The sequence below is a fragment of the Sphingobacterium mizutaii genome (assembly GCF_900187125.1).
GTDB classification, from domain to species: Bacteria; Bacteroidota; Bacteroidia; order Sphingobacteriales; family Sphingobacteriaceae; genus Sphingobacterium; species Sphingobacterium mizutaii.
The window spans coordinates 2,805,755-2,823,647 of sequence record NZ_LT906468.1 but is presented as its reverse complement, the minus strand read 5'-3'; the positions used below and the strand labels follow the sequence as shown (position 1 = coordinate 2,823,647).

Sequence of the window (17,893 nt, the reverse complement as noted above, 5' to 3'; positions counted from 1 at the left end):
CCCTCAAACACATTATTTCTTCAAAATCCTTAACTTTATATACAAATCTTAAAGCCATGAAAAAATTAGCAGTTATTGCTTCCACAGTCCTAGTCACTGTAATCATCATGACCATGGGCTTTTCGGAGGGAAATCAAAAAGAAGAAAAATCAGAAACAAATAGCACAATGAGTTTAACAGGAAAAGAAAAAGAGATATATTTTGCCGGTGGATGTTTTTGGGGAACCGAACATTTTTTCAAGTTGGTGAGAGGTGTGGTAGGAACTGAAGTTGGTTATGCCAATGGAAATAAAACAAATCCTACTTATGAGGAAGTTTGCACAGGCAGTACAGGAGCAACGGAAACTGTAAAAGTCATATACGATCCTGAAGTTATCGATCTTGGACTATTGATAGACCTTTATCTAGAAAGTGTCGACCCGACCACTTTAAACAGACAAGGAAACGACAGAGGGACCCAGTATCGTACCGGGATCTATTATACCGATAAGAACGATGAGCCTTTGATCAAAGATAAATTGCATGCTTTATCTTTATCCATTCAAAGCCCAGTTGTGGTAGAAAACGAACCATTGAGAAATTTCTATGATGCTGAAACCTATCACCAAGATTATTTAGATAAGAATCCAGGAGGATATTGCCATATCGGTCCTGAACTTTTTGAAATCGCTAAAAAAGCAAATCCTAAAAAGTAATAGGTAACACATTAGAATAAAGGGAAGTAAGATTTATTTTTTACTTCCCTTTTTAATTGATTAAACCAAAATATAGCTGTTTTCAGTGGTTATTTCATCAATATTTTTCGCTAATTTGAAGTTTTAGAATTGTAATGAGGGTTAACATATTTATTAAGGAACTTTCCAAGTATTTATTTTTCCTTTCCATTACTTTTTGAATAATAAAACATCGTTAATAAGAGTTAATAAATTAATTGAATTTCAATAGCTGAAGCCTGATTATTAATGAACGAACTGCTGGAAAACACATTTAATTTCGTGCTCTCGAAATGGTACTACACAAGTGCTTTTTTCTTTGTGTTTTTTAGTATCCTCTACTTTCTTGGGACCTTTATTACAGAAACTATAGTACAGTACAAGACCAAAAACGCAAGTTTAAGGCAGATTGTATTTGCTCAAAAACCTGGACAGCGAGCAAAGGAAATTAAAAATTCATTAGTATCCATTTTTGTTTTTTCCCTTCAAGCTATCTTTTTTCAATACCTGTTTTCCATTGGCGTCTTTAAGGTCCGTTTTGACAATAACTGGAACTGCCTATGGGAAATCCCGCTGTTGTTCCTTTGGAATGAGATACATTTTTATGCAGTACATTGGCTTTTGCATAGACCTTGGTTCTTTAGAAATGTCCACAAAGTCCATCATTGGTCGAAGGAACCAACGGCATACTCCATATTTAGTTTTCATTGGATCGAATCATTTCTGCTAGGCACCGTGATTTTCTTTCCATTATTCTTCCATGATTTTCAGGTCTATTCCATTTTGAGTTTACCAGTGATGAGTTTGGTAATCAATTTGCTTGGACATTGTAACCATGAGATCCCAAGTGATAAGCCAAGTACATCCTTTTCAAAATATACGTTTAGACATAGCATGCATCATAAGTGGGGCAGAGGCAATTTTGGCTTTATGCTCGGCATTTTTGATAAGATATTTAATACCCAAGTTTCAGATAATAAACACTAATGAAAAAAGAAAATAGACCAGTTTATATAAATGCCATTGGGATGCATCTTCCCAATTCTCCAGTTTCTAATGAGGAAATGGAAGAATATTTAGGATTGATAGGAGGTAAACCTTCAAGAGCTAAGGAAAGGATGCTGAAGCAAAATGGCATTAAAACAAGATTTTATGCACTTGATAAAAGCCAGCAATCCACCGATTCAGTGGCGGGCATGGCGAACAAGGCCATTAAAAGTTGTTTAGATAAGGCAAATGTCAATAAAGATGAAATTGAGTTGCTGACTGCTGGTACTACACAAGGTGATGTGCCTATTCCTGGCTTTGCTAGTATGGTCCACGCAGAAGCAAAGCTACCTGTATGTAATATTGTTTCGCATCAGAGTGTTTGCTCATCAGGAATTATGGCCTTAAAAAGCGCTTACCTGCATATATTGACTGGTGAAAATGATAATGCTATATCTTGTGCTGCGGATATGCCTAGCCGCATGTTTAAGGCTTCACGATTTGAAAAACAGCCTGAAATCCAAGAGAAAGGCTTGCCATTGGATACCGATTTTTTAAGATGGATGTTGTCTGATGGAGCAGGAGCCATGTTTCTTTCCGATAAACCTAATCCTAAAGGATTGAGCCTTGAAATTGAATGGATAGATGTAAAATCCTATGCCAATAGTTTTGAAGTCTGCATGTATACTGGTGCAAATAAAAAGAAAGATGGAACTATTGATCAATATTGGTTAGATTATCCAAGTTTTTCTGATGCCGATGCTGATGCAGCTATTAATCTGAAGCAAGATATCAAACTGGTAAACAATACAGTAAGCTTAGGGGTCCAACATCTTTTTCAATTGATTGAAGAAGGCAAGGTAGATCCAAAAAGAATAGATTGGTTGGTCTGCCATTACTCCTCAGAATATTTCAAACAACCCATTGTAGACCTTTTGAAAAAAGGAGGATTGACCATTGAGGAAGACAAATGGTTCACCAATTTACACGATAAGGGAAATACTGGAGCAGCTTCAATTTACATAATGTTGGAGGAGTTGCTTTATAGCGGGAAATTAAAACCCAATCAGGAAATCCTTTGCATGGTTCCGGAGAGCGGACGTTTCATCACTACTTTTATGAAACTTAAAGTAGTAGGTAATGTGCAGACTGAAAAGAAACCATTGATTTCTAAAGAAGATGAAATCTTAGCTCCAGAGATACACATAGATAATAAGCCTATCCAAGAAAAGCTAGTTCGTGATCTGACGCAGATTTGGGTGGATTTTGAATTATCCTTGCGGAATACAGCAATTATTGAGCGTATTTACAATGGGACGATCAGTTTAGAGGATTATAAACTCCTTTTGTTGAACTTAAGGCAACAGGTCATTGATGGTTCACAATGGATTGCTCGAGCAGCATCCAACGTAAGCATGGATTATTTTGATATCCGATCATCCTTTATTTCCCATTCTCGCGATGAACATAAGGATTACCAGATCCTGGAGAAAAACTTTATTAATTGTAGCGGAAGTAAAGAGGCACTTTACCAAGGTGAAAAAAATATTGGTTCGGAGGCTTTAAGTGCCTACATGTTCCATAAAGCAAGCCAACCGAATCCATTCGATTTATTAGGTGGAATGTTTATTATTGAAGGCTTAGGTAATCGATTGGCGGGCAAATGGGGTCGTGCTATCCAGCATCAATTGGATCTCAAGGATGATCAGGTTTCATTTTTTATCTATCATGAAACTTCTGACTCCAACGATAACCATTTTGAACGCTTCGAAAAGGCTCTAAATTCAGAATTGTTAACTGAAGAAATGGCAAAAAGAGTAGCCAAGACCGCAAAGGTGGTGGCTAAATTATATCAAATGCAATTGGCAGAAATCGGAAATTATTAATCAGCTCCTATGTTACATACCAGCGAATATTTCGAACATAAAAAGAACAACCCAAGAGACCCAAGTCATTGGCATGCCTTGTTCTTAGACAATAGTGTTCCTTTTAATAAGGATGCAAAGGCCGCTTTTTTATTTGATTCCAATAGAAAGAGCAAACAGTTTATGCTGCCTTTTTTGAGGGTATTTGGAAGATTGACCATTATCATCTTGCAGATTTTTAAGGCAATTGCTCCAAATCTCATCAATGCACCAAAGACCTTACACCGTTTTCTTTATTGGGGAATGAAATATTGGGTTTCTCCGGAAGCCAACTTTTTGATTTTAAGGCATTTTTACCTAGGATCTGAGGTCTTAAGATTTATCAAGGATAATGTAAAAGGAGCAGAGGATATTCCGATGAATCCATTAAAGCCCTTGTCTTTGGAGGTGGTCAAGGATAACCTGTTCTTGGAGCATGATCTTAACCTCTACAATTTCATTATCAACTTAAATACGGCGATCCAGGAGAAGGGACTGAAAATTGAACCTGTTTCCAATCCAGATTTCACTGCTGTTTCTGCAGGTCCAATCCCCTTTGAGGAATTTCCAAATCGTTGGACCAATATGATGGATCTATCTTCTGCGATTGAAGTATTTACTCCAGTTTATCAATTCTTTTTAACGGATAATGACTTTTGGAGGGCATCAAACTCGTTACAGCTGGATGAGGTAATTGGCGTATATGCAGCGACAATAATGAGTTGTCCGGAAAAATTGATCGCATTAAATAACAAACACCCTATGATTCCTTTGCCAACCTATGGAGCTGGATTTAGGTTGACACTTCATGGTTTATCCACGGAAGTATTACATCATTTGATCTCACAACAGAAATTACATTCCGAAGAAACTCCAGTAGTGGTTTAATATGAGGAATCTATTAAAAAACAAAGGGTTAGCATATTGTATGTTAACCCTTTGTTTTTATGTCGATTAGTTCTATTTCTCTATTTCTTTCAAACTATTCATTTTCTTGTATTCCAAGAATCCTTTAATGTCTTCAAAATGCTCACGAACGCGTTTATTTCCGAATTCGAAAACCTTAGTAGCCAATCCATCAAGGAAATCACGATCGTGGGATACCAAAATCAGTGTGCCATCAAAATCTTGAAGGGCATCTTTGATAATATCCTTGGTTTTCATGTCCAAGTGGTTGGTAGGCTCATCCAGGATCAATACATTCACTGGTTCCAGCAGTAACTTAATCATGGCTAGCCTTGTTTTTTCACCACCTGAAAGAACCTTTACCTTTTTGGTTGTATCATCACCACTGAACATAAATGCTCCCAAAAGATCTTTGATCTTTACACGGACATCCCCAACAGCAATCTGGTCTATTGTTTCAAAAACCGTAAGTTCTTCATCTAATAAAGCAGCTTGGTTTTGCGCAAAATATCCGATTTTCGCATTGTGCCCAACTTTTAGCGTTCCTTCAATATCAATTTCCCCCATGATAGCTTTGATCATGGTCGATTTGCCCTCACCGTTTTTACCTACAAAGGCTACTTTCTGTCCACGTTCAATGACCATATTCGCATTTTGGAATACCAAATGGTCACCATAAGACTTGGTTAAATCTTCTACAATGACAGGATAAGTTCCGGATCTTGGTGAAGGTGGGAATTTCAGACGCAATGCTGAATTGTCGACTTCATCGATTTCAATGATCTCCAATTTCTCAAGCATCTTAACCCTTGACTGAACTTGCAAAGTTTTTGAATAGGTGCCTTTGAAACGGTCGATGAATTCTTGGTTATCTGCAATAAAACGCTGTTGTTCTTCATAAGCCTTTAATTGGTGCAATCTGCGTTCCTTACGAAGTTCCAAGTAATGGCTGTATTTAGCTTTGTAATCATAGATCTTACCCATGGTCACCTCAATAGTCCTGTTGGTAATATTATCTACGAAAGCACGGTCATGGGAGATCACGATTACGGCCTTGGCTTGATTGATCAAGAAGTCCTCTAACCATTCGATACTTTCGATATCCATATGGTTGGTAGGCTCATCCAATAAAATCAAGTCAGGTTTCTTTAAAAGGATTTTTGCTAATTCGATTCGCATACGCCATCCTCCAGAAAATTCAGAGGTTTGACGGTTAAAATCTGAACGCTCGAATCCCAATCCTTTCAATACCTTCTCCACTTCAGCATCGTAATTAGTCTCTTCGATGGAATAGAATTTTTCACTCAGCTCTGAAACACGTTCGATTAACTTCATGTAATCATCCGTTTCATAATCGGTGCGAATGTTCAATTGTTCATTCAGTTCCTCAAGTTCATCGCGCATCTGATAGACTTCTTCAAATGCTTTTGAAGTTTCTTCAAACACGGTCATATTATCCTTTGTCAACAAATGCTGCGGTAAATAGGCAATTACTGCATCCTTAGGTCCAGATACATTGCCAGTTGTAGGTTTTCCAACCCCAGCAATAATCTTTAATAAAGTGGATTTACCTGCACCATTCTTACCCATTAAGGCGATTTTGTCATTCTCGTTGATAGAGAAAGTCACATCGGAAAAAAGAGTTGTTCCTCCAAAGGAAACAGAGATGTTATTTACATTGATCACGATTCGCTCGATTTTATTTTGAGCTGCAAAGATAGAGGAAAAATTTGTTCTTTCGACTGACTTGTTAATTTTAGGATTTCTAATTGGTAAGGGTTTTGTTTAAAATGCTTATCTTACTCTAACCTAATCCATTCACCATGAAAAAACTAACTTTACTGATCTTTTCGACCTTGCTGAGCTTTGGGCTATTTGCCTCTGAAATCACTTTAAAAATCAATAAGAAATACCTCAATTTTCCAATTTCCAACAAGCAAGATCGGAAGAAGATGGAATTTATGCCCAATGGTCAAGAGGCTTGGTCTGTTGTCGTTAGGTTAGCCCCAGATAATGCAGATTATTGGGTGTTTTATGATGTTTCACATCTAAAGGGAAAAAACCTAAAGATTACCTATGAAGGAGATGAGAAAGCACTGAAGCAAATTTATCAGGCTGATGAGATAAAAGGGCAGGAAAGTTTGTACCAAGAACAAAATCGCCCCCAATTTCATTTTTCTACGAAAAGGGGATGGATCAATGACCCTAATGGTTTAGTCTATTATGATGGTGAATATCATTTGTTCTACCAACATAATCCTATGGAGAGAGAATGGGAAAATATGCATTGGGGACATGCTGTGAGCCAGGACCTGATTCATTGGAAGGAATTGCCAACGGCATTGTATCCTGATAAATTAGGGACCATGTTTTCCGGCTCCGCGATCATTGATTATCAGAATACAGCTGGCTACAATAAAGGGAATGAACCTGCAATGATTGCATTTTATACGGCTGCTAGTGCCGACAGGCAGGTACAGTGCATGGCCTATAGTCTGGACAAAGGTAGGACCTGGACAAAATACGACAAGAATCCCTTAATTGACTCCAAGGAAAAGTGGAATAGTCAGGACACCCGTGACCCCAAGGTTTTTTGGTTTGAGCCAGCAAAACATTGGGTAATGGTGCTGAACGAAAGAGATGGCCATTCCATCTATAATTCAAATAACTTAAAAGATTGGACCTACAAAAGTCATGTCTCAGGCTTCTGGGAATGTCCCGAATTATTTGAACTTCCTATTGATGGCGATGCCAACAATAAAAAATGGGTTATGTACGGTGCTACAGGAACCTATATGATCGGCTCATTTGATGGCAAGAAATTTACTCCCGAGGCTGGAAAATACTTTTATAGTGCAGGGCACCTCTATGCTGCACAAACCTACAGCAATATTCCTGAAGCTGACGGAAGAAGGATCCAGATCGGCTGGGGGAGAATCCCGCAGGGGGATATGCCTTTCAATGGCATGATGATGCTTCCAACGGAGTTGACTTTACGAGCAACCAAAGACGGACCAAGGTTATTTAGTGTTCCGATTAAAGAAACAGAGAAATTATTTACAAAAGTAGATTCATGGAAGAACTTAACTGCAGCGAAAGCGAATGAGTTATTGCATCAGTACAGTGATAAAGACAAATTACGCATAAAAACAAAAATCAAACTTTCCCATGCTACAGAAGCAGGATTCAATCTTTATGCGCAAAGAATGATCAGTTACGATATGAATTCAAATATGTTGAATGGCATGTTCTATTCCCCAGAAGACCCTACGAGCATGGAACTGTCTGCCGACATCTTTATCGACAGAACCTCCATCGAAGTGTTCTTTGATAATGGAATCTATACCAGTTACCTAGATCGAAAACCGGACAAAAACAATACAGAAGGTTATCATTTCTGGGGAAATAATATCGAGGTATTAGAACTTGAAGTCTATGTTGTAAAAGGGATTTGGTAAAGGATAAAAACTGGCTCTTGAATTTTCAAATATAGAACCCTCGGCAATGTCAATAAGTTAAGGAATTTTTTTGTGTCATGCTGAGAAGGAAAAATTTGAATAATATTTATTGGAAGGTGATGACAGAAATGTGCAAGGCAAAAAAAAGTTTTTTTAATTTTAGAGATATAACCCCTTTTTGGGTTCCATTATTTTAGCAGACATGGCATGTTAGCCTGGAAGTCGCGCAAAAACGATGTTCGATTAATCGAACATCGTTTTTGCATTAGCCCTATATTGTTAGATACCATTGCTAAAATAATTCTGCCCTTCCAGGGCAGTATGTCGCAAAAAAATATCCTTTTCCAGTGTCATCCTGACGCAGGAAGGATCTCGGAACCTTACAAAGTGGGGTATTGTGGTACAGGTTATCCATCGAAGATGGATGATGACAAGAACGTTCGGGACATTTACGTACAGATTCTTCACTAATCGTTCAGAATTGGAAATGCCCCAGAGAGGGATTCAGAGCATAGTGAAGAATCTGTACGGTTCTTCTCCCTAAGATCTTGTCATCCTTAACCGAAGGTTAAGGAGCTGTAAGCCAGAGTAAACCATGATGTTTTTTATTTTGAAGTTTCGCATGATGAGATAATCGGATGAAGTTCAGTACTACACAAAAAAGCTTAACTTAATGACATTGCCCGTTAGGGGTTTAGCAACGCAAAGATTCCAACTCCATTAGATAAATACTTAATTACAGGGATGTTCAGAAAAACGATACATCTCTAAATTTGATTAATAATTATTCACACGGATTAACAACCCTAAGAGGATTCTTATTCCCCGTATCTTGCTTTGGATCTATAATTGGGGAGTAGTAGGCCCTGCACTATGGTGGTTTGCAGAAAAAAATGAAGTCAAAGATGAGACTCCCGCGGATCAAACTTCCCAGCCCTAAGGAAGTAAAAAAGCAAGAGTCAGCATAAAGGATTTTGGAAGAATTTCGACCTCCTTTTTTACTCGTTGCCTAGATAAGAAAATCCTAGAGATTTAACCTACATTTTCAGGTTGTCCTTATTCGAGACACATTCCGAATTTTCGCAACATGTCCCGAACATGCCTCGAATAAGTCTCGAATAAAACCCTCCTTTTTTTCTCGAATTTTTATCAATTGTCAAGCTAAATTTATCTGAAAAAATCATCCTTATTTGGATCTCCTCTTCACCAATTGAAAAGTTCTATAACGAACAATTTTATGATCTTGACCAATGCCAATCCAAAATATTCGTTTAGAGGAATAAGCCAAAGCGATATCATTTCTAATGGCGGAGAGATGGATAGAATGCCGATGACTTGTGCGATAAGATTGCTAAAATAATAATGCCCTTCCAGGTCAGTATAGCTCAAAAAAAATATCCTTCCCTGGGGTCAACCTGAGAAGTAAAAATTTGGACTAAATTTATCGGAAGGTGATGACAGCATGTTGGCAATGAAAATCTATTAGCTCTTTTGTTTTTTTAATATAGAACCCCATTTGGGGTTCCATTATTTTAGCAGACATGGCACGTTAGCCTGGAAGTCGCGCAAAAACGATGTTCGATTTATCGAACATCGTTTTTGCATTAGCCCTATATTGTTTACCATCCATGCTAAAATAATTCATCCCCGCTGGGGATGTATGGCAGATAAAAAATATTCTTCTGGAGAGGAAATATTGGTCTAAATACCTAGAAACACAGATTTAACAAACGTGTCATTGGTACGCAGGAAGGATTTCAGAACCTTACAAAGTGGGGTATTGGCGAACAGGTCATCCATCGAAGATGGATGATGACAGGAAATTTTAGGACATTTACGTACAGATTCTTCACTAATTGTTCAGAATTGGAAATGCCCCAGAGAGGGATTCAGAACACAGTGAAGAATCTATTTTTGTTTTTTAGGAAAATGGGGTCATTCCGTAATCGTAAGATGAGGAAACTATTTTCTTTGTTCATGAAGATTTTGTTGAAAAATATTCCACCTCCGCTGGGGGGTGACTACCTCATTCTTTTCTCCTTCAAAAACTCAATATTTTCGTGACAATTAACACCTAATATTCCTATATTTAAATACACTAATTAATGAAAAATGAACAAAAAAACCATTTTATTAGGTATACTGCCGGCATTCCTGACCGTGATGTCCTGTAATAATTCGGCAAATAAAGATGCTGAAACCGATCAAGATAGTATTTCTGCTACAAGTGCTGACACAACGGTTAGTACTTCGGCAGTTCCAGCCTCAACTAATTTCAATCCCGAAACTTTACCAGAAGCAACTGCAGATATGGGCCAGTTCCCATATTATTCTATTCCAGAATGGGTGGATGCAAAGAGCAGCTATGGATATGATCGGGAATCCGATTTTGGAAAGATTGAGTTTTATACAGGCAATTCATTTTATCCTTTAGAGGGTAGGGTCAAAGTCAAAGGCTATGGCATGAATGGAAGTTGGGACGAATTCAAGTTTGTTCAATCTTTTGCAAAACATTTTGAAAGTTTTGGTGCCAAGAAATTGTTTGAGGGACAGATTCCTCAAGACCAAATTGATGCCTTAAATAAATCAAAAAATAAGGACAGCTATTTTTTCGATTTTGCAACCTCAAATATGGAAAATATAGTGACCTATGGTCTTAAAAAGGAAGGAAAATTAGTCCTGTTTGCTATTGCAAGCAATTCTGCTTACGGTGCCATTTATACCGGTGAGAGTGAAGCCTTCAAACAGACTATTGGGATTATCAAGGCAGAGAAAATAGAAAAGGACTTGAATGAAAAAGGAAAATCTGTTTTGCACATTAATTTTGATACCGATAAAGCCACATTAAAAACAGATGGTAAAGAAGTAGTGGCGGAAATAAGCAAGGTGTTAAAGTCAAATGAAAGCTTGAAATTGGATATCAATGGATATACAGACAATGTTGGCAATGCTGACCATAACCTGAAATTATCTAAAGATCGTGCTAATACCGTTTTAACTACCCTAGTACAAGCTGGAATCGATAAATCTAGGTTAAGCGCAAATGGATTTGGTGCCAATGATTTTATTGCTGATAATAATACCGATGCGGGTAAGGAGCAAAATAGAAGGGTAGAGCTCGTGAAAAAGTAAATCTTATTTACTCATTTTATCGAATACTGAAACGATCAACATAATCAATCCTCCAACGAGATAAATGCACATTGGAACCACGAAGAACCATTTGAAAGCCCAATATTGATATTTGGACATTTTATTGAACATTTTTGGACGTTTCATATTAAAAGAACAATTCTAAAACAAAAAGGGTCTGCATAATTTTATGCAGACCCTTTTTGCTTCTAAATGTTAAAATTATTTCAATACGAACTTAAATCCTAAAGAGAATCTAGAGGCTTCAAAATGGGAGCCATGAGATAGATTCCACCAAGGTTTCCAGTCTACGTGCATCGCTAAAGGAGTTGAAGGAATTCTAAACTCCATACCTAAAGCTGGACGGATTGCAAAGTCTGTATGGGTGTCACCATCCCAGTGTTTGTCATCATCATACCAATCATCATCCCATTTTCCATGGTCGATAAATGATAATTGAGGACCTACACCTACATACCAAGTTAAACCTCTAGTTCCAGAGATACGTTGGTTGTAAGAGTAATCAACACCAATTACTGTAATGTGGTCTCCAAATAAAACCTGTGCATTTCCTGCATCACGGCCACTGAAACTGTGTTTAATTTGTGGTCCAAATAATGATTCTCCATCACCCACATCTACGCCTAAACCGATTGCAGTACGGTAAGGGGTTTGCGCATTTGCCTGCTCATTCGCGGCAAACATTAAAATAAAAAGGGTTAGAATAGGTAAAAATACTTTCTTCATGATAATAAATAATTGTTTCAAATTTCAAACTTTCGATATGATAGTTTCCGCTGTTATAACAAATAGTTTGCCAAAAGGCTATCCAATCTGCTTTTAAACGCTTAGATGACAGATTTTGAACAAAATAAAAACCTCAGGTGAATCTTCCTGAGGTTCCCAATTGTTCCTGATTTATTGATTTAGAATAACCGAGTTGAAAAATCACCTGGATTATCGTCCTCATCATCACCTTCATCATCGTTGAATAGATCATCAGCATCCTCTTCTTCCTCTTCCTCTTCCTCTTCTTCCTCTGGCTCGATGTTCTCTTTTAAAGGGTAATCTTCTCCAATGGGTTCATTATCATCTTTCAATGGATCCTCTTTCGGGTCATATTCCTGTGAGCCCTGATCTGAATCTGGATCATAAAAAGGATTTTGATAATCCGGCTCATTATTTTTATTGTTTTTGTTTTCTTCAGGATCCTGCATTATACTAATCGCAATAATAAGTCCTTGCTTATTTATTGCTTGGTTGTTTGTTGAGTTCATTATGTTTTTTTATTAAGTGAACAGGTTGATAATGATTTAGTTGAAAAAAAATATACTTGATGTCAAGTATAAATACCCTTTGTCAATTTTTGTTCAACAATTAAGAAGCTGATGTTTTCAATATATAATAGCAAGGAATTAATTAAGAATATCAACATAACAAATCATGGAAGATCAAATGAAAAACCCAGATTTAAGAGAAAAGGAAATGACCAATAGATTTGAAGAGTGTAAGACTCGATTATCTTCAAAACATTTTATATGTGCTGCTCTTACCGTCATGGGGCTATCCATTTTTTTCAAATGCAAAGGCCATAAACATATCGCTTTATTTTTGGGACAATGGGTATCACCCATTTTAATAATGGGACTTTACAATAAATTAGTAAAGATCCATGGAAATGATTAAAATCTTTTGATCATAGAATTGTTTAATTATCCATTTTGCAAAGAACCAAGTTATCTCGAAAATTTGAAAGGTAACTTGGTTTATTTTTTTATTCTTTAAAATGGTCAGTCTTTATTCTTATGCCAACTAATTCATCTGCAATATGTTCTTTATAAAAAATAGTTATGGCTACGAAAAATGAAAGTGCAACTGAAGGTTTAAATAACAAAGGCAGACCTGATAAAAAAAAGGATCTGACGGCCTTTATGAAACGTAAAGAAAAGAAGCAAGACGATGCTGGAGAAGCAGGAGTTGATCCTCAAATGGAGCAGCTTAATATCATGCCCAATCCGAATGAGTTTCCGAAAGAGCCAACAAAAAAGAAAACTAAATAACAATATGATGAAAAAGCTGATTCCTTTGTTTCCATTGATATTAACATTAATGGTTATTTCATGTACAAACCCAAATAATACTGACAATAATAATCAGATGGATCAACCCATCGATACCGCAGAAAGGCTTGATAGTTTAGATAGTGTAAGAATAGACAGTACCTTGACTGAACAGCCTATCAATCCTGTGGAATAAGAATGGGTGCGATTTTATTTATAGAAAATTGAATTTAGGATCTTACTTATCTTAAGGTTAAAGTATTCCGATAAAAAATCATATTTTTAAGAAAACTTTAAACCTATTGCTATGCATAAAATCTTCTTAACAACAATTTTGCTATCCCTAATCTTAGGCTCTTGTACAAATACCGCTAAAGACCAATCTAATAAGGAGGTCCAAGCTGATTCTAGCAGTACTTCAAAAGATTATCCTAGATTAGGAAGGGTCGAAGTTCTGGATCCAGCGATGCTTAATATTGTTGACAGTACTACGCAAGTAGAAAAATTAGCTGATGGAATGACTTGGGCTGAAGGTCCGGTCTGGGTGAAAGAGGGCAATTACCTCTTGTATTCCGACACTAGACAAAATATTATCTATCAATGGTCGGAGGCTGCTGGGCTTCAGGAATTTATTAAACCTGCCGGTTTTGAAGGACCAGGGACCTATTCTGAAGAAGAGGGAACCAATGGTTTATTGATAAACCAACAGGGTCAATTAGTGGCATGCGACCATGGAAATCGCCGAATTGCTCAAATTGACTTGAAAACCAAGAAAAAAGAAACGTTGGTTGGGAATTGGGAAGGCAAGAAGTTCAACTCTCCAAACGATATCTGTCAGCATCCAAATGGCGATTATTATTTTACTGATCCTCCTTATGGATTGCCTGGCCGTGAAAGTGATACCGAAACCAAGGAGATCAAAGAAAATGGCGTTTATAAAGTCAACCAAAAAGGAGAGGCTGTACAAGTTGTTTCCAATTTGGCAAGACCCAACGGAATAACCCTATCCGCAGATGCAAAACAAGTGTTTGTAGCCTTAAGTGATGGTAATAACCCCTATATCATGGCTTATGATATTAAACCTGATGGACTTTTATCGGAAGGCCGTATATTCTTTGATTTCAAAAAGAATTTTCCTGAAGAATCCCTTGCAGCAGACGGTATCAAAGTAGATGCTAATGGAAATATGTATGCAGCTGCCGGTGATGGGGTAGTGGTCATCAATTCCACAGGAAAACCTATTGGTAGAATCCGTTCAACGGTACATACGGCAAATTGTGCATTTGCTGCCGATGGCTATCTTTATCTGACATCAACAGATCAATTATTGAGAATAAAACTTAAAATCTAAAACTATTCTTAGTTTGAAACTGTTTTTTAGATAATCAACATTTTAACACTATGGAAGATCAAATTCTGGATTTAGAAAGGGAATACTGGCAAGGAATGGCCAGTCTAGATTATGGCACCGTCCGGGACCTTACTTATTTCCCTTGTACCGTAGTGAGTAAAGATGGTGTCAAATACATTGATGAACCCACTTACAAAAAATACTTTGACATGGGTGAAGGCATGAAAATGGAAATCCTAGGCATTACTGAAGCAGTAGTACAGATGTTTAGTAAGAGTTTTGCAACCATTGGTTATTTGGTCGAAATTGAAGTCGAAAATCAAGGGCAGGTTCGTAAGTCCAAATGCGCTTGTAGTTCCACTTGGATCCAAGAAAATGGTAAATGGAAATGTTCAATGCATACTGAGGTTGATTATTCCCCAAGTCAAGCCCTATAAATAGATAAAAAATATTCAATTAAATAGGAAAAGGACAGAATGAGGTCCTTTTCCTATTTTTTTTAATATATACCTATCTTTTTTTCTTTGTTTAAACACTTAATAAATAAGAGGTTATATTTAACTTGTTGAAATCTTTTTAATTAATAGAGGATAATAATAAAAATATTACGGTATACCGTAATATTTAACCACTTTTTAAAGATATCTTTGTCTTAACCAAATCGTCAAATTATTAACAGTTAATTAGTAGTATGCTTAACAAATGCTTCTATTGTGGATTTAGGGCTTTAAGTAAAAAGCACCTTAAAGATCGCACATGTCCCAAAAAACCTTTTTTCTTAGCCTTATTTTTTAAACATTGTACCACAGGATTGTTTTAATCGCCATTTAATGCAAATGGCTCGGCATTTTGTGGAGAATACTGGAGTTTTGAAAATCAATAATATTTTTGCTTTTTACGGTAAACCGTAAAATATATTTTGATTAAAACAATAAATTCATAAACCCACAATTACCGGATATCATTAATTAAGTATTGATTATTATGAAATGTTTTTGCGTCCCTTGTGGTATTGCTCTTTTAAAGATGCACATATAAAAATGTGTGAATTTCCGAAAAAACCATTTTACTCAACTTAATTTATAAACATTGTTCAACTAGTTTTATTTAATTCATGAATTGGAAGAAAATATTAGTGGGGGAAATTCTGGTCTTAGTTCTTCTGAAATTAGGGATACTCCTGAATAACCTTGCTGGAAATACCTGGTCTTTTTTTATTGGAATAGGTTTTCTATTGATCTGTTTAGTTTTGTTCTCCTATGCAAGGTACAAGAAACTAGAGCAACCTGATCTCGTAACAGCGTTGTTATTGACTTTGCTATATGTCCCTATGACTATTATCAACTCTTGGAGGTATATCTTTTAAACAATTATATCTTTATATTTTAAACCAAAGGTTGTCATTTATGGCAACCTTTTTTATTCCAGATAAGATAGTGGATGTTGATTGCCAATTATTTCTTTTGCAGATTTCAATTGGTAAATATACCATTGTCTGATCACGGTATGGCTCCGTTCCTGATTTAAGACCTTCCTTAATTTTATTTCCGTAAAGAGATTGGAATATAAATTCTCTACAGAAATGAAATTATTTGATGGTACAATGAAATAAGCATTTTCACCCTTTTTAATCGGGTTTACAGTAAGGTTAATCCAAGCATATTTATGGATGTCTGTAAGTTTACCTTCAGCTATCATTCTCATTTCCATTGGTCTTGCCAAGTAAAAATAGAGGTGTCCTGCTGGATACCATTTATCAACAAGTAAAGCATCCTCCATGGACATTTCACCCTTGCCAATATCTTCTGCCCTCAATGCTTCAAATTGGTTCTTTAAATCTTTCCAGCCAATCATATCCAAAGTGACATCACCTTTTCCCAATTGCTCCTTAATGGAAACAGAAAATAGATTTCCAGGATAATATCTTATGAGAAGGACGACTAGGATTATAATAATCAAGGTAAAACTAAGTTGGAAATTCAGTAATTTCCTTATCCTCGGTATCTTGTCGAGTTTCAACTGTTGATCAATCCACAAGCTGCTTATGATCATGATTCCAAAGAACCCCGGCCCGCTCCAATGTGGCAAAGTCGGTCTGAAAAAAGAAATTCCTGTAGTAGCAAGAATAATAGGGATAGAAGTGAATAATAAGAGATATACGATGTTTTTGGATACGCCTTTTATCTTAAACTTTTGCTTGATCAGTGAGAAAAGAACAAAAACATACATATAAACTAAAAGCGGATTGTTATAAAATATTTGACCGAAAAAAGCCTGTGCAAAATAATCCCAACGAATTCCAGATTCCAATATGCTAACCCGTTGACTATGGAACTTCCAAGTGATAAAATCATTCTCTTCATTCCAGAGCCAGATAGGAAGCACACAGACCATAAAGATCAGTATGCTAAGATAAAGTGCTCTATTTTTAAGTAATTGTCTTTGAAAAAGGAGGATATAGGAGATAAACCCAAAGCCTAAAAATATGGAATGTACCTTACTCAAACAGGCCAGACCTATCCATAATCCTAATAACAGGAGCTGATTGCTTTGTCTATGGACATCTGTACTGCTTACAATCGCGGTCATACTATACAGGGCGGCTATCCAAAATGTATTGGCTATGGAGTCTGGCAGAATAAATAATCCAGAAATAATACTGGCATAAATCGAGGCTGTATACAGCACGGCGGCAATCAATCCCGCTCTTTCACTCATTAATTGTCTTGCAATTCCGGCAATTAACCAAGTATTGAAGCCAGCCATCATTATTGCTCCAAATCGCATGGAGAAATCATTGACCCAATGCAGGTTAAGCGTAAAGAATCGAATCAATAAGCCAACCATTGGAGGATGGTCAAAATGGTTCCAATCTAGATGTTGCGCATAGCTGAAGTAATAGACTTCATCATTTCCTAATTCAATGAAGATCGCAAATAAGCAACGCATTAAGGTGCTAACAACGATTAACCACCTCAGTTTGATCCTGTAATCATTTTCCATTGTTGAAAGTAAAGAGGAGGTTAGCGGAGAAATTCCATAAAAAAACGATAACTATGGCTAGGAGCTTGCTGAAATAGAAATTCAATTTGAATTTGTTATGGAAAAGATACAGGAAACTACTATTGAGGGCTAGTCCTATGCTACTGATACCTAGAAAATAAAGGAATTGTTCAAATATCTGTGGGTTTTTGCTCGAAAAGGTCCAGATACGATTCAAGATGTAATTATTGATGACCGCCATGGAAAAACCAATCGCATTAGCTATAAATTTGTTGATCTTAAGTTTTTCTTTGCAGAGCCAAGTAAAAAAGAAATCAATGGCCATACCCAAAAGGCCTACCGCTCCGAATTTAACAGCGCTCAAAAGAAGCTTTAGCAT

General features: G+C 36.6%; 18 protein-coding genes. 12 read left to right on the top strand and 6 right to left on the bottom strand.

Annotation, left to right across the window (positions count from 1 at the left end; all coding sequences use genetic code 11):
* Positions 1-56: 56 nt before the first annotated feature.
* From msrA to CKW03_RS12140, 4 genes are all read left to right on the top strand, one after another.
* On the top strand, positions 57-695 hold the full coding sequence (gene msrA / locus CKW03_RS12155) for a peptide-methionine (S)-S-oxide reductase MsrA (protein ID WP_093097309.1): 639 nt from the start codon (positions 57-59) through the stop codon (positions 693-695).
* Positions 696-962: 267 nt separating this feature from the next.
* Positions 963-1,700, top strand: coding sequence for a sterol desaturase family protein (locus CKW03_RS12150; RefSeq protein WP_093097308.1), 738 nt, complete (start codon positions 963-965; stop codon positions 1,698-1,700).
* On the top strand, positions 1,700-3,586 hold the full coding sequence (locus CKW03_RS12145; protein WP_093097306.1) for a beta-ketoacyl-ACP synthase III: 1,887 nt from the start codon (positions 1,700-1,702) through the stop codon (positions 3,584-3,586). Before CKW03_RS12150 ends, CKW03_RS12145 begins: the two co-directional genes overlap by 1 nt.
* Positions 3,587-3,595: 9 nt before the next feature.
* Positions 3,596-4,492, top strand: coding sequence for a DUF6999 family protein (locus tag CKW03_RS12140; RefSeq protein ID WP_093097305.1), 897 nt, complete (start codon positions 3,596-3,598; stop codon positions 4,490-4,492).
* 72 nt (positions 4,493-4,564) lie between these two features.
* Here the strand turns inward: CKW03_RS12140 and CKW03_RS12135 are convergent, their stop codons facing one another.
* Positions 4,565-6,196 (bottom strand): ABC-F family ATP-binding cassette domain-containing protein, encoded by a 1,632-nt coding sequence (locus CKW03_RS12135; protein ID WP_093097303.1) that lies wholly within the window; start codon positions 6,194-6,196, stop codon positions 4,565-4,567.
* Positions 6,197-6,333: 137 nt separating this feature from the next.
* Between CKW03_RS12135 and CKW03_RS12130 the strand changes: the two genes are divergently transcribed.
* Complete coding sequence (locus tag CKW03_RS12130) at positions 6,334-7,968, top strand: glycoside hydrolase family 32 protein (RefSeq protein WP_093097301.1); 1,635 nt, start codon at positions 6,334-6,336, stop codon at positions 7,966-7,968.
* 2,112 nt (positions 7,969-10,080) lie between these two features.
* Entirely contained in the window at positions 10,081-11,100 is a 1,020-nt protein-coding gene (locus CKW03_RS12120; protein ID WP_093097298.1) for an OmpA family protein, read from the top strand.
* Positions 11,101-11,103: 3 nt separating this feature from the next.
* Here CKW03_RS12120 and CKW03_RS20435 read toward each other — a convergent pair whose 3' ends face one another.
* From CKW03_RS20435 to CKW03_RS20660, 3 genes are all read right to left on the bottom strand, one after another.
* Positions 11,104-11,247 (bottom strand): hypothetical protein, encoded by a 144-nt coding sequence (locus tag CKW03_RS20435; protein ID WP_157739506.1) that lies wholly within the window; start codon positions 11,245-11,247, stop codon positions 11,104-11,106.
* Between the two features lie 75 nt (positions 11,248-11,322).
* Complete coding sequence (locus CKW03_RS12115; protein ID WP_093097297.1) at positions 11,323-11,847, bottom strand: hypothetical protein; 525 nt, start codon at positions 11,845-11,847, stop codon at positions 11,323-11,325.
* Between the two features lie 179 nt (positions 11,848-12,026).
* On the bottom strand, positions 12,027-12,377 hold the full coding sequence (locus CKW03_RS20660; protein WP_157739505.1) for a hypothetical protein: 351 nt from the start codon (positions 12,375-12,377) through the stop codon (positions 12,027-12,029).
* A gap of 166 nt (positions 12,378-12,543) precedes the next feature.
* Here CKW03_RS20660 and CKW03_RS12105 point away from each other — a divergent pair, with 166 nt between their 5' ends.
* The 6 genes from CKW03_RS12105 (at position 12,544) to CKW03_RS12085 (ending at position 15,877) form a co-directional block, all read left to right on the top strand.
* Complete coding sequence (locus CKW03_RS12105) at positions 12,544-12,786, top strand: hypothetical protein (RefSeq protein ID WP_197700936.1); 243 nt, start codon at positions 12,544-12,546, stop codon at positions 12,784-12,786.
* A gap of 164 nt (positions 12,787-12,950) precedes the next feature.
* A complete protein-coding gene (locus tag CKW03_RS12100) occupies positions 12,951-13,160 on the top strand; it encodes a hypothetical protein (protein WP_093097295.1) in 210 nt (69 codons plus the stop codon).
* Positions 13,161-13,164: 4 nt separating this feature from the next.
* Positions 13,165-13,356 carry a hypothetical protein gene (locus CKW03_RS20425; protein WP_139185456.1) on the top strand — a complete coding sequence of 64 codons (192 nt, stop codon included), beginning with the start codon at positions 13,165-13,167 and terminating at the stop codon, positions 13,354-13,356.
* A gap of 111 nt (positions 13,357-13,467) precedes the next feature.
* Positions 13,468-14,511, top strand: coding sequence for an SMP-30/gluconolactonase/LRE family protein (locus CKW03_RS12095; protein WP_093097294.1), 1,044 nt, complete (start codon positions 13,468-13,470; stop codon positions 14,509-14,511).
* Positions 14,512-14,561: 50 nt separating this feature from the next.
* Positions 14,562-14,948, top strand: coding sequence for a nuclear transport factor 2 family protein (locus tag CKW03_RS12090; protein ID WP_093097292.1), 387 nt, complete (start codon positions 14,562-14,564; stop codon positions 14,946-14,948).
* Positions 14,949-15,625: 677 nt separating this feature from the next.
* A complete protein-coding gene (locus CKW03_RS12085) occupies positions 15,626-15,877 on the top strand; it encodes a hypothetical protein (RefSeq protein WP_093097290.1) in 252 nt (83 codons plus the stop codon).
* Positions 15,878-15,930: 53 nt separating this feature from the next.
* Here the strand turns inward: CKW03_RS12085 and CKW03_RS12080 are convergent, their stop codons facing one another.
* Positions 15,931-17,514: a glycosyltransferase family 39 protein gene (locus CKW03_RS12080; RefSeq protein WP_093097287.1), complete on the bottom strand. Its 1,584-nt coding sequence runs from the start codon at positions 17,512-17,514 to the stop codon at positions 15,931-15,933.
* The gene (locus tag CKW03_RS12075) at positions 17,504-17,893 is read right to left on the bottom strand and encodes a GtrA family protein (protein WP_093097285.1); all 390 of its coding nucleotides are present in this window, start codon (positions 17,891-17,893) and stop codon (positions 17,504-17,506) included. The genes CKW03_RS12080 and CKW03_RS12075 overlap by 11 nt, the downstream gene beginning before the upstream one ends.